Origin of the sequence: Microbacterium sp. Kw_RZR3, assembly GCF_029222405.1 — a bacterium.
Classification (GTDB): Bacteria; Actinomycetota; Actinomycetes; order Actinomycetales; family Microbacteriaceae; genus Microbacterium.
On record NZ_JARHXC010000148.1, the window covers coordinates 1 to 12,724 of the forward strand.

The 12,724-nt window shown below is 69.8% G+C and carries 15 protein-coding genes; all 15 read right to left on the reverse strand.

Annotated features, from left to right (window positions below; translation table 11 throughout):
* Nucleotides 1-18 precede the first annotated feature (18 nt).
* On the reverse strand, nucleotides 19-354 hold the full coding sequence (locus P2P98_RS07900; RefSeq protein ID WP_275798793.1) for a hypothetical protein: 336 nt from the start codon (nucleotides 352-354) through the stop codon (nucleotides 19-21).
* 92 nt (nucleotides 355-446) lie between these two features.
* A complete protein-coding gene (locus P2P98_RS07905; protein WP_275798796.1) occupies nucleotides 447-1,907 on the reverse strand; it encodes a YcaO-like family protein in 1,461 nt (486 codons plus the stop codon).
* A complete protein-coding gene (locus tag P2P98_RS07910) occupies nucleotides 1,904-2,662 on the reverse strand; it encodes an ABC transporter permease (RefSeq protein ID WP_275798798.1) in 759 nt (252 codons plus the stop codon). The genes P2P98_RS07905 and P2P98_RS07910 overlap by 4 nt, the downstream gene beginning before the upstream one ends.
* On the reverse strand, nucleotides 2,659-3,555 hold the full coding sequence (locus P2P98_RS07915; protein ID WP_275798801.1) for an ABC transporter ATP-binding protein: 897 nt from the start codon (nucleotides 3,553-3,555) through the stop codon (nucleotides 2,659-2,661). Before P2P98_RS07915 ends, P2P98_RS07910 begins: the two co-directional genes overlap by 4 nt.
* 10 nt (nucleotides 3,556-3,565) lie before the next feature.
* A complete protein-coding gene (locus tag P2P98_RS07920; RefSeq protein WP_275798802.1) occupies nucleotides 3,566-4,570 on the reverse strand; it encodes a hypothetical protein in 1,005 nt (334 codons plus the stop codon).
* Complete coding sequence (locus tag P2P98_RS07925) at nucleotides 4,560-5,264, reverse strand: CPBP family intramembrane glutamic endopeptidase (RefSeq protein WP_275798805.1); 705 nt, start codon at nucleotides 5,262-5,264, stop codon at nucleotides 4,560-4,562. The genes P2P98_RS07920 and P2P98_RS07925 overlap by 11 nt, the downstream gene beginning before the upstream one ends.
* A complete protein-coding gene (locus tag P2P98_RS07930) occupies nucleotides 5,261-6,193 on the reverse strand; it encodes a SagB/ThcOx family dehydrogenase (RefSeq protein ID WP_275798808.1) in 933 nt (310 codons plus the stop codon). The genes P2P98_RS07925 and P2P98_RS07930 overlap by 4 nt, the downstream gene beginning before the upstream one ends.
* Nucleotides 6,190-7,074 carry a hypothetical protein gene (locus P2P98_RS07935; RefSeq protein ID WP_275798811.1) on the reverse strand — a complete coding sequence of 295 codons (885 nt, stop codon included), beginning with the start codon at nucleotides 7,072-7,074 and terminating at the stop codon, nucleotides 6,190-6,192. The genes P2P98_RS07930 and P2P98_RS07935 overlap by 4 nt, the downstream gene beginning before the upstream one ends.
* A gap of 4 nt (nucleotides 7,075-7,078) precedes the next feature.
* Nucleotides 7,079-7,972, reverse strand: coding sequence for a TOMM precursor leader peptide-binding protein (locus P2P98_RS07940; protein WP_275798814.1), 894 nt, complete (start codon nucleotides 7,970-7,972; stop codon nucleotides 7,079-7,081).
* 359 nt (nucleotides 7,973-8,331) lie between these two features.
* Nucleotides 8,332-8,775 (reverse strand): PadR family transcriptional regulator, encoded by a 444-nt coding sequence (locus P2P98_RS07945; RefSeq protein ID WP_275798817.1) that lies wholly within the window; start codon nucleotides 8,773-8,775, stop codon nucleotides 8,332-8,334.
* Complete coding sequence (locus P2P98_RS07950; protein ID WP_275798820.1) at nucleotides 8,762-9,151, reverse strand: hypothetical protein; 390 nt, start codon at nucleotides 9,149-9,151, stop codon at nucleotides 8,762-8,764. The genes P2P98_RS07945 and P2P98_RS07950 overlap by 14 nt, the downstream gene beginning before the upstream one ends.
* A gap of 208 nt (nucleotides 9,152-9,359) precedes the next feature.
* On the reverse strand, nucleotides 9,360-10,436 hold the full coding sequence (locus P2P98_RS07955; RefSeq protein ID WP_275798823.1) for an ABC transporter ATP-binding protein: 1,077 nt from the start codon (nucleotides 10,434-10,436) through the stop codon (nucleotides 9,360-9,362).
* Nucleotides 10,433-11,212, reverse strand: a complete 780-nt coding sequence (gene modB / locus P2P98_RS07960) for a molybdate ABC transporter permease subunit (RefSeq protein WP_275798826.1) — start codon at nucleotides 11,210-11,212, stop codon at nucleotides 10,433-10,435. Before modB ends, P2P98_RS07955 begins: the two co-directional genes overlap by 4 nt.
* Nucleotides 11,209-11,967, reverse strand: coding sequence for a molybdate ABC transporter substrate-binding protein (modA, locus tag P2P98_RS07965; RefSeq protein WP_275798829.1), 759 nt, complete (start codon nucleotides 11,965-11,967; stop codon nucleotides 11,209-11,211). Before modA ends, modB begins: the two co-directional genes overlap by 4 nt.
* Before the next feature lie 237 nt (nucleotides 11,968-12,204).
* Nucleotides 12,205-12,600: a TOBE domain-containing protein gene (locus P2P98_RS07970; RefSeq protein WP_275798832.1), complete on the reverse strand. Its 396-nt coding sequence runs from the start codon at nucleotides 12,598-12,600 to the stop codon at nucleotides 12,205-12,207.
* Between the last annotated feature and the right edge of the window lie 124 nt (nucleotides 12,601-12,724).

A 12,724-nucleotide genomic window follows, 5' to 3' on the forward strand; every position in this document is an offset into this window, starting at 1 on the left:
CGGGACCCGCCGGAGCCGTCACGTCAAGAGCAAGAGCAGCGACACGCCACTGCCCACGACGCCGCCCACGACCCCGGCGATCCACGCCGCGGGGCGCGGGCGCCCCCCGGGCCGAAGAACCACCATGAGCAGACTCGCCGTCAGTGCACCGCCGCACACCCACAGCCACGTCGCCACGAGAGGCGGAGCCGTGCCGGCCAGGGCGATCGTGCTGTAGCCGGTGAAGGCGATCCCGATCAGACGGAGAACGACCCGGTGCTGCACGAGCGTGATCACCGTCGCCGCGGCGCCGGCGAGATGCAGCGCGAACGGCAGCAGATTCTGCGCCCCCACGGATGCGACGATCACGGGCATCAGCCCGAGCACCGCACCCAAACGCGTGCACGCCAGTGCGACGGCCGTGGATGCGAGCGCGTCTCGTCGCCGGTGCGAACTCACGTCGCCGCTCACGGGTACGGCAGGGGGTCTGAGAGCAGATCGTCGCCGACAGGTTCGGCGCGAAATCCGGCTTCGACCGGCACGGTCTGATAACGCGGATGCCCGAGGGCCGGAGTCTGCGGCGGGTACGGTTGCGCGAGCTCGGGAATATAGCTCTTCCAGATGCGCGTCTGCATGAGGTCGCGGTGGCTGAAGTCGAACATGATCGGGTCGATCCCCCGCTTCTGCAACGACGAATGCAGACGAGCGACGGGATCGGGGTCGGCCCGATCGACGATGTCGTACAGCTCGCTCAGGCGCACCTCCCCGCCGCCGCGGAAGTACCAATCGGTGCGGCGCGCGTTCTCGGGGTAGCCATAGAACGTGATGGCCTGCACGAAGCGGAGGAATTCGTGCGGCTCTGCATCCGGGTGGATGCCGAAGAGCCGCTCGAACGAGGCCCGGAACTGCCAGTTGTCGGTCTGCTGGCAGATGCGCAGAGTGCGCTCCGACTGCGAGTACTCCCCCAGGGCGGAACGCATCGCGGCATCCGGAGTCGGTCCGATCCCCCCGCCTGCGTTGTAGGTCATCTCGGGCAGCCACTCGTCGAACTGCACGGCGGTGATGACCGGGAACTCGGGGAAGTCAAGGTTCTGAAGGAAGAATCTCGGGGCTCCGACCCCCTCGTGGAGGCGATCGACCGCGCGTTGGAGGCGGCGGTCACGTAAAGGCACGTCGAGCACGATCTCGTCGAGCGGCACCCGGGCATGCCAGCGAAGATTGACCGCGTCACGTTCGATAAGTTCGTCGAGAGCGTGGAAGACGGCCTTGTCGGTCGAGACGTGGCAGGCGAGTCCGCCGCTGGGGGCGAGACCGATGAGCGGCTCCTCGGGCTGCCGATAGTACGTGAACAGCACGAGCTGCGCGGGCACCCACACCTCGTCGCCGGCGTACAGGCGCCGGCCGGGGATCCACCCGAGGTGGTCGTCGTCGCCCCACCGGTCGAAGAGGAAGTGCGGGTCGGCGTACTGCGCGTCGGAGAAGAGCGGGATATCGTCCGCTCCCAGACACACGCGCCCCTGTCGCTGCATCTCGCGGCGGCTGCCGTAGGCGAGGCGGTCGGCCCACTGCAGGAACGCGAACGACCCGAGCACGCGTTCGACACCCTCGCCCATCGCGGACACATAGGCGTTCGGCAGATCCAGGCCCTTGCCGCCGCCGTAGACCTGCGAGCTGTAGCCCGAGTTCAATCCCGCCACCCCGAGCACACGGCTCACGATGTGGTCGAAGTCGAAGTACTGCCCGTGCGCGGTGTGCAGATGCGCGCCGGATGCCGCGCGAAAGTACGTCGTAAGCAGTCGGATGAAGCCGTCGGGCGAGTGCAGCGACTCGATCTCCGCGAGCGACCTCTCCTCTTCGCGCGTCAACGTGGTCGCCACCACAGGGCGGCGACGGTTCCAGTGCGTCTCTTCGAGGCGTACGGGTGTCATGAACTACGTCCTTCCCAATCGAACGTGAGCGTCGTCACGATGACGACGACAACGGTGGAGAGCGTCAGGGCGAAGAGCCGCGAGGCGTCGACCTCGCCATAGCCGCTATAGGTGAAGACCAGCAGATCGTTGGCGATGGCGAGAGGGTTCCACTGCACGATGGCCTGCAGCCAATCGGGGAACGACTGCCGGGGCAGGGCCGCTCCACTCGAGAAGAACATGACGAAGAACACGGCGGCGGACACCACCTGCACACTGCGCATCGGCAGACGGAGGCCGCCGAGGAGCACCCCCCACGCGACCGTCACGACGAGCACCCCGAGGGCCGATGCCAGGAACGCCGGCCAATTCGCCGTCGAAGACAACCCGTAGAGCACGAGGGTGACCACGATGAGACCGAGGAGCGAGACGGTCACCGTGACAGCGGCTGTGATGAACTGCGCCCCGAAGAACACGGCGGGATGGAGAGGAGAGAGACGGTACCGTTTCAGCGCCCCGCGCGAGCGGTTCTCAGCGACATGGATGGACAGCCCCATGATGCCGACGTTGGCCGCGGTGACGGCAACCATCGACGCCATGTAGGTGTCGATGAAGCGAATGCCCGGCGCCACCTCGTCGGTTGCTCCGATGGAGCCGACGAACAGCAGCAGGATCAGGGGAAAGGCGATCGAGAAGAACATCGCTGTCGGCTCGCGCAGGAACAGGCGCAGTTCCACTCCGACGAGAGCCCGGAGCGAGCGGACGAGAGACGTCATGCGGGTGTTCCTTCGTCGTGCGCGACACCGCCGAGGAATGCGATGTCGCTGAGATCGGTGCGTCGCAGGGTGGCGCGTGCCCGCTGGGCGGGCGTCAACGCCTCGTATGCCGCGCGCAGATCGTCGACCGGCCCGTAGGTGCGCGTGCTGCGGCCGTCGCGCACCGCCGACGCCGTCTGTGAGGACGACGCCGCGTCGATACCCGTGAGGCACCATTCGTGCGGGAGTGCCGCGAGCAGCTCCGCCGGGGTGCCGTCGGCGATGGTGCGCCCGCGCGACATCACGACGACGCGGTGCGCGATCTCGGCGGCGACGTGCATGTCGTGGGTGGTCACCAGCATCCCGACTCCCGTCGACGCCCGGTCGACGAGCAGGCGGATGATCTCACCCTGGCCCTCGGGGTCGAGCCCGGCGGACGGCTCGTCGAGGATCACGAGGCGCGGGTCGTGGATGAACGCGAGAGCGAGGGCCGTCCGACGCTTCTGCCCGCCGCTCAACGTCTCGAACGGCCGGCGCGAGAACTCCTCGAGTCCCAGCCGCGCGATCAGGTCACCGTCAGCGCCGACGACGCCGTAGATCGCTGCGTACAGAATCACGGCTTCGGCGACGCGGATGCGCCCCGGGAACCCCTCCTCCTGCAACTGCACCCCGAGCATCCTGGCGCGTTCGCGGCGCGACCCTCCGGCGTCGCCGAGCAGCTCGATCCGACCGGCATCGGGCGCGCGCAGCCCCTCGACGCACTCGATCAGCGTGGTCTTGCCCGACCCGTTCGGGCCGACGAGGCACACGATCTCTCCGGCGCGAACCTCGAGCGAAGCGTCGACGACGGCACGCACCGGCCCGTACGCCTTACCCAGACCGCGCACGGACAACAACGGAATGTCGCTCGTCATTCGTTCCCTCTCATCGCGATACCGCCTCGGCGGCGGCCCCCAGTGCCGCCAACGCCTCGTTCTCGTCGAGCGCCGCCAGTCCGGGCGCGCAGCCCGCCCCGGGAGCGCCCGAACCCGCGCGAACGTCATGGCCGCGGGCATACAGCTCGCGCACCGCTTCGCGCGAGCGCTCGAGCCCCGCGGCGACCTCGCGTTCACCGGCCCGATCGAGCAGAGGAATGCCGAGGTGCAAGGCCGCCTCACGCCCGCCCATCCGCAGAGCGCCGGGCGCACGCAGCGACAGCAGACGCTCGTGATAGGGCAGAGCACGAGCCGCCGCGCTCAGCTGCGGCGACCACACGAGCGCGCGCAGACCCGCCTGCCGTTCGGCGACGGTCAGGAGCGGGACGACCGGCAAGCCGAGGGCGGAGACTCGATCGATCGCCCTGACGACGTCATCCTGACTCGCCCGAGCGACGACACGCAGGACGTCGGCCGTGGACTCCGGCGGGACACCGGCATGTTCCCCCGTCACCAGAACCGCAAGGAGGGCGGGCAGCGACTCCCAGGTCGCCTCGACGGACGGGTTCGAGGCGGCAAACCGCACCGCCCCCGGAGATGGTCGCAGCGCCAACGCCAACCCCCGATCGCGGGCGAGGCCGGCGATCCGATCGAGCTGATCGCCGACCGAAGCGCCGAGGCACACCCAGCGCAGACCCAGTCGCGCGAGGCCATCGAAGACGACACCGTCGCACTGAGGCGCCGGCCACCACCCCTGCGGTCCGCGTGGCTCCGTCTCGATCCACTCTCCGCCCCACTCGGTCGCGCCGAGGTGCGGGTCGTCGCCGGTCATGCCGACGCGCTCGTCGTACTCCCTCGCGAACAGCCACCAGGCGAGAGAGACCCCCAGTCGGCGAGTCACCACGACACCGGCCGCGCGCTCGGCGGCGATGGTGCTCTGCACGACATCTCGCAGCGAACTGTGCCGCGGCGAACGGAGGTATCCCTCCCCCGTGGCGTGGAAATCAACCGACATGATGCGCCGTCCGTCGGCGCCGAAGCCGGCGGAAGACCAGCGCCTGGAACATCAGATGCGTCGCGATCGCCGGGACGACGGAGCCGCAGACGACCGTCTGGACGCCGAGGAAGATCCCGCCCACCGTCTTGGACACCACCGACGGGGCGCCGAACGAGATGTGGTGCAAACCGAACAGGACGGCGGACAGTGCGACGGCGGCGAGCACCCCCCACGCGCTGGCGAGGCTGACGAGCAGCATCCCCCGGAAGATCAGTTCCTCCGTCACCGCCGAAGCGACCGCCAACGACCACCACAGGACCGGGCGTCGAACGACGTCGGCGACCCCGTCGACAACGGAACCGACGCGGCCGCCCGGGCGATGCGCCGCCTGCGCGCGCACGGACGCCGACGAGACGGCCAGTTCGACGACATACCACGTCACGGCTGCCGGGATCGCAATCGCCGACGCGAGCACCACCGTCGGCCCCACGTCGATGCGGAGCGCGGCGAGCGGGTCGAGCGCGCCCGTCACCGCCAGAGCAAAGGTGGCGACGAGCAGTACCGCCACGTACACGACAGCGCCGTGCTCCTCGACCACCGTTCGAAGCCACCACGCCCCGCCGCGGGCGACGAGATCGAGCACGGCCATCACGATGCCGAACACGGCGAGAACACCGACGGCCGCGCCGATCGCCTCGAGGGGACCGGTCATCGGGGACGGCGCCCGGGAGCGGTGCCGATGGGAATGAGTAAGTGCGCGAACCGGTCCTTGCCGTCCAACCGCAGCAATCGGTTGAGCGGATCGTCGGCGAACGCGGCGAGGGCGTTGACGCTCACGCCGAGTGCCGTGGCGGCGAGGTAGACGTGAGCCGTGACGATCCCGGCATCCAGCCCCATGTAGCGATACCCGCGAGTGCCGTACTTCCACGCCACGCGGGGGAAGTCTCCGGTCAGGGCGATCACCGCCTGTGCGAAGAGCAGGAAGTCCGACTCGATCGCCGCGTCGCGGAGCGGAAGACGGAAGTCGCCGAGTTCTTCGATCACCAATTCGTGCCCGAGCGGATCGTAGGAGTACCTGCCGGGTTCGAGACCCTCGACGTCGTTCACGATCACCTGGCAGTCGTAAGACTGCAGGCCGCCCGCCGATGCCCCGACGCGCTTGGGGATGTCGCGGCGTTGGTATCCGAGTTCGAAGCCTCTCGAACCGAACGACTGGCTCAGGATGCCGGCGAGATCCGTTAGTGGCAGAGGGTCACTGCCGTACATCGGCGTCGATCGGCGCTCGGCGACGAGCTCGGCGAAAGGCTGCAGCATGTCGGGCAGATCCCCCGGGAGGCTCACGCGGCGTTCGCCGGGCCGACCGACGGCGAGATCCGGAGCGCGCATGGTCGCGAGGCGCGAGACCGGTGGCCCGTCCTTGCTCGCTTCGGCACGCAGCGACCGATGGATAAGGTGGGCGACAAGAACGTCGTCGTCGCTGATCAACGGCACGCCTTCGCGCACGAGGTCCAGAGCGGCCGCCGCCCACGAGGGGTGACACAGCCCATCGGCCGCCGCGCGGTCGAGAAGGACGGTGAGGTCGTCGATCAGCGCGGGCACGGTGTTCGGCCGATCGAGCGCGGTCGCGTGTTCGGCGGTCATCGGGCGCCCTCCCCGTGATCAGCGTCTGTCACGGCGTCTTCTGGCGTGCGACCGGCGTCCGTGCCGGGCGGTCGCGGCGCGGCCTCCGCGGAGACGGCGACAAGAGCAGTCGTGAACCGCTCGATCCCGTCTTGGTCGAAGACCGTGTCGACCTCGATGTCGGCGAAGTCCGTTGCCACGGTCGGGGCGCCACCCGCTCGAGCGAGGGTCTGCATGAGGACGGTGAGCAGCAATCCCGATTGTTGAAGGGCCACGCGGTAGCCACGCGGACCCTGCAGAATCTCGACCCGCCACGGCACCGTCGTCACCGACACGATCGCGGACGCCGCGTCGAAGGCCGCGCGCTTGTCGACCGGAGTGGCGCTCACGAGGCGTCGCTGGAGCTTCGGCCCGACGAGACGCATACGCACGAGGTGAGATGACGACGCGGGCAGCAACCACGTCGCGCCGCGCCACAGCAGGACCACATCGGAGCCGTACAACAGTCCGGATTCCGCGCCGAGACGTGCCACGGCTGCGAGCGCCGTGCCGAGCGGCGAGGGGACGTCGGTGAGGGCGAGTTGCACGCCCGAGACGTTCTCCTCGATGGTCGAGTAGGTGCGACCGGAGGCGAGGAACCACGCCCGCAACTGCTGCGCCTCGTTGTCGCTCGGTGCGGCGTCGAGGTCTGAGAGGCGCCACCGGGCGTTGGCCTGATACATCTCGGAAACAGAGCCGTCGACGTCGTGCAGGCGGTGCTGATAAAGGTCGCGCGGTGTGGGCGCGAGGAGTTGGAGATGGGGCCCGGAGAGCACCGTCTGTTCGACGCCGTGCTCGTAACCGGGTTCGACCGTCTCGAAGACGATGCGATTGTTCTTCTGGTGATCGCTGAGAGTGGCCATGTCGTCAGAGGAAGGTGTGCTGCAGCTCGGGCCGAGTCGTGGCGCACGCGGGGCATCGTGGAATGGTGAGGACGCGGTGACTCATGACCTCCATCCGGCTCGTCTCGACACGAAGGACGCGTTGATCGAGGAAGCCGGTCGAGGACGGATCGCGTCGCGCAAGAGCAAGCCGCACCCACGCGGCCGCGAGCGCGATGACGGCGGCGTCGCCACCCGGGCCGGAAACGCCGCGGCTCAAACTGTCCTTGTAGACCAGGTACTCGTCGCGAAGATGCCGGGCCCCCTCGTCCTGAAGGTCGTGGCACAGATAGCACGCGGTCTCGCCGGGTACGACCATGGGACCGATCACCGCCTCCGGGCCGTCGGTGTGGACGTAGACCGCAGGGATGCCGAACTCGAGCGAGACCGTATTGGCCCTGAGGAAGCGCACCGGGTCGAGCACATCCGAAACGATCGCGAGGACGATATCCCCCGCTTCCACTCCCTCGTCGGCGATCAGTTCGTGCACGTCGTCGAGTTCGTCGAGCGAGCGGACGTCGAGACGCGAATCGCCTCGCGCGAGGTCCGTCAGAGCATCGGCGAGGAGTCCTCGTCCGTGAAGGGCCACGATCGTCGTGCCCGCGGGCCCCCCGCACGGGGTCAGCACCCCGGCCTCGGTGAGCTGTTCCGCGATCTCCTCGATGTCGGCCCCGTCCACTCCCCAGCCCTCGGCGAGTGCGGCCGCTGTGACGGGGGCGGTCGCCGCTTGCACGATGCGCGCGAGCAGACGCCGACGAGCGGGATCACGCACGATCTTCGAGAACGCGGCACGACTGCCCTCCCGGACGAAGACCTCATCGTCACCGTGGGGAAGGACGTACAAGCCCGTCCGCAGGCGGTAGGTCGTTGCGTCGGACACGCCGTGCGCATTCGAGGGAGACGGGGCGGTAGCGGTCAAAGCGGGATTCCTTCCGTTGTCATCTGATGCCCTTCGGGAAACAGGCGGGATCGACCTGGAACCACGGTCGAACCCGCCCGTCGCCCGGTCAGAAGATGCTGAAGTTGATGGAGCAGCAGCACCAGCACCAGCAGCACCAGCCGCCCGGTGCGACCGATGCCTCTTCGGCGAAGAACTTGTCCTCCACTCGATCGAGCACGTTGAGCATCCGAAACTCCTGTCTTTCCTCGTGGTCTCCGTCGTGGGCGACTACCCACGACAGCACTCAAACATGCCCCTTTCGAGGCAACCAGGGCCGATGGCATGCATATTGACGACAGTCATCGCCACTCCGAGATACGGACGCGGCCCCGACAGCACGCGCAGTCAGGAAGATCGTTCGCCGCGACCCGGCGCCACGCGTGGACGAAGCTTTGCGACGACAGGTGGCCCCAGGACCGGGAGAAGTGCGCTGTGATCGCCGCCTCACCGACCTCGGTCAGGGCGAAGATCTTGCGCGCCGCACCCGGACCCCGCGACTCGTAACGCACGCATCTCACGAGTCCGAGCCGGTCGAGCCGACGCATCATCCGGTGGAGGGTCTGCGCGTCGGGCTGCATGGCGCCGCGCGACATCTCGCGCACGCTCTCCTGCACGTCACCGACCCACTGCGGCCGGCTGCTCAGGGCGAGCATTGCGAACACCGCCAAGCTGGCTTTGACATGCCCGTCCGCCCACGTCTTGCACGCGTACTCGACGAGACGGTGCTCCTCAGAGGTCAGCATCCGCAAACCCGTTGCGCGCAACCGAGGCGAACGCGTGGACGAGGAGCCCCACGCTCCACAGGCCGATCATCCACCCGAGCCCACCCCCGCGCGCACCCGCCCAGTCCGCCACGAAGGCATGCAGAGAGGTGGAGCCCGCGACGATCACATAACTCACGACATGGAAGACGAAGAAGGCGTAGGGCGCACGCGTCAGCGGCTTCCGCAGGATGACAGCCGCGACGGCGATCGTCACCGCCGCGAGCGCCAGCACGATCAGCGCCACGAGATCGATGCCCCTCGCCCCGGCGGCCACGAGATGGAACCCCGCCATCACCACGCTGAGGACAAGGCCGTAGATCAGGAAAGCGCGCACGGGTGGACTTGCCGTAGCCATCACTATGCCCCCTCACAGCGTTGGTACGCCGTCATCCGTCGAACAGGGACAGCCAACCAGGAAGGCATGTATGCATGCCATCTGACGGTGTGTTTTACATGCGGCGGGTGAGTGCCGCCGCATGCGCGGGTCACCCCCGCCACGACCGGCGTCGAGCCCCGGGGTAAGGGTCCTGCCGTCGATCGCCGCCCCGACAGGGCGCACAGAGTCAGGATGCCGCGACGAACCGCACCCGATCGGGCGCCACGCTCACCCGCACGGCGTCTCCCGCACCGAGCCCCGCGGCCTCACCCGGCGCCACCTCGGCAGCCCCGCGGTCGGTGACGACGCGCACGCCCGACGGCGTCGGCTCGAGGTGCGACACGATCGCGGGGAATCCTTCTCCCAGCCGCAGGTCGGACGCGCGGAAGACGGCAGCCAGCGCGACCCCGTCGCTCCCGACGAGAGCGCGAGAGGCGGCATCCGTCGACTCCAGGCGCATTCCGGCCCCCTCCCAACCGCCCGCGCGCGCCACACCGACGAGCCGCTCGAGCCCCGCGATCTTCGCGGCGACCTCGGTCGCCGGGGCGGACAGCACCTCGCGCACTGCCCCTTCCTGGGTCACCCTTCCTCGCTCGACGATCACGAGCCGGTCGGCCAGCGCGGCCGCGTCGACCGCATCGTGCGTGACGGCGACGGACGTGACCCCGGCGAGGCACTCGCGAAGCGTCGCGCGGACCTCCGCCGCCGTCACCGCGTCGAGCGCGACGAGGGGCTCGTCGAGCAGCACCACGCGCGGCTCCGCGGCGAGCGCCCGGGCGACGGCCACCCGCTGCTGTTCCCCGCCCGAGAGCTGCGCGGGCCGGCGGTCCCCCGCACGGGGGAGTCCCACCCGGGTCAACCACTCGTCGGCGGAGGAACGGGCGACGGATGCCGGGACCCCGGCCGCTCGCGGGCCGAAAGCGACGTTCTCGCGCGCCGTCAGGTGCGGGAAGAGGCGCGCGTCTTGCCCGAGCAGGACGATCCCGCGGTGCATCGGAGCGGTGCGCACGCGCGGAGCGCGGTCGAGGACACGTCCGTCGAGCACGATCTCTCCCCCGTCGAGCGGAACGAGTCCGGCGAGGGATCCGAGGAGCGTCGACTTTCCGGCTCCGCTGCGGCCCATGACCGCGACGGTGTCGCCGGGGGCGACGTCGAGGGCGATGTCGACGGAGAAGTCGCGACGGCGGACCACGACGTGCGCGTGGAGGGCGGCGGCATCCGGAATCGGGGCGACCGCCTGATCGCCAGGTTTCCGCCCGCTCATCGCCCCACCCCCGGGCGCCACCCGCGCACGAGCAGCAGCACCGCGACCGCCGTCACGAGCAGCAGGAGCGACAGGGCGACGGCGGTTCCCTGCGAGACGCCGGCGCCGTTGAACGCGGTGTAGATCGCGAGCGGCATGGTCTGCGTGACGCCGGGACGGTTGCCGGCGAACAGCGCGGTCGCCCCGAACTCGCCGATCGCCCGAGCGAAGCACAGCACGACGCCGGCGACGATCCCTGGCGCGGCGAGGGGCAGCGTCACGCGCCGCAGGATGGTCGCGCGCGACGCGCCGAGCGAGGCGGCCGCGCGCTCGAACTCGACCCCCGTGCTGCGCAACGCTCCCTCGACCGCGAGCACGAGGAAGGGGAGCGCGACGAACACCTGCGCGAGCACGACCGCGGGGGTGGTGAACGGCAGCCCGAGCGCGCCGAACCAGCCGTTCCGGCCGAAGAGGTAGAGGAGCGCGACACCGCCGACCATGGGCGGTAGGACGAGCGGCACGGTCACCAGCGCCCGCAGCAGAGCGGCGGTCCGCGCGGGACTCCGCGCGATCACGAGGGCCAGCGGGATTCCGACGACCGTACACACCAGGGTGGCGACGGCCCCCGTGGCCAGCGACAGGACGAGCGCCGAGAGGGCGGCATCCGACGTCACATCGCTGATCAGCGTGTCCCACTCCATCCGGGCGATCAGCGCGGTCAGCGGCACGAGCAGGAAGAGCAGGCCGACCGCCGCGGGCAGGATCAGCCAGCGCGGGACGTACCCCGCCGCCCTCATGGCGACTGAAACCCCGCGTCGGCGAGGATGCGCTGACCGTCGTCCGACAGCACGAAGGCGACGAAGGCGGCCGCCGCTCCGGGATTCGGCGCATCGGTCAGGGCCGCGATGGGGTACCGGTTCACCACCGCGTCGGCCCCGTCCGGCACGATCGCCTCGATGTCGTCGCGCCCGACGACGTCGGTGGCGTAGACGAGTCCGGCGTCGGCCTCGCCCGCGGCGACCTTCGACAACACGGCCGTGACGTTCTGCTCCGCGCTCGCGGGGCTCACGGTCACCCCGGCGTTCGAGAGGAGCGTCTGGGATGCCGCCCCGCACGGGACCTCGGGGGCGCACAGCACCGTCGTCACACGGGGAAGGTCTTCGAGCCCCTCGACGCCCCCGGGGTTGCCCGCCAGCACCGCGATCACGAGGGTGTTGGCCGCGAAGATGCGCGGGTCGGGGGCCTGCGCGGCCACTTTCGACATGTTCTTCTCATCGGCAGAGGCGAACACGTCGGCGGGGGCACCCTCGCCGATCTGCGTCGCGAGCGTGCTCGACCCGTCGTAGACGGGAGCCACCGTGACGCCCGGGTGCGCGGCCTCGAACGCCGTCGCGATCTCGTCGAAGGAGCGCTGCAGAGACGCCGCGGCGTAGACCTCGAGCGTCACGCCCAGCTGATCCGCGGATGCCGCGGGCTGAGACGACGGGCTGGCGCACGCGGCGAGCAGAGCGGCGGTGGCGAGGACACCGGCGAGACGCAGGGGGCGGCGCATGGGAGTTCCTTTCCCGGCGCCAGGCGCCTCGACATGGATCCGCATTTGCGGATATTCAGGTCGAATATATCCGCTCTCCGCCCGCTCGGGCCGCTGAGGCCCGATCCCTCGTGGCGCGACCGCGGTCACCAGCGGGCCAAACTCCTGAGAAACCATCCGGAAGGGGTACACACCACGCCCCACAGCGCGGCGCGACGGCGAAACTCAGGAGTTTCGCTCCCGTCGAGGCCGAGCCGATCAGCCGCGCGGCGCCTCCACCGTCACGACCGTCGCCTTCACCGACGCCACAGCGAGAGAACCCGGCTCGAGAGCGAGCTCCTCGGCCGCTTCCGCCGACATGAGCGACACCACCCGGTGGGGACCGCACTGCAAATCGACCTGAGCCATCACCCCGTCGATCCGCACGCGCGTGACGACCCCGACGAAACGATTGCGTGCGCTCGACGCGATCCCGGTGGGGTCGACGGGCTCGTCGGCGAGGGCGACGGCGCGCTCCGCGAGCGCCGCTCCCGGGATCTCGACCGGTGACGCCCCCGTGGTCGGGAGCACGCCCTGGTCGATCCAGCGCCGCACCGTGTCGTCGCTGACCCCGAGGAGGCGGGCGGCCGTGGCGATCCGGAAGCTGTTCGGCATACGACGACGGTACCGCGGGCCGCGAACGCCGATCGCCCCCGCGGGAGGAGATTCCTGCGGGGGAGGACGCCCAGCCGCGGCTCCGTCCTCCCCTCCCCGAATCTCCTCCCATCTCAAAACGCAG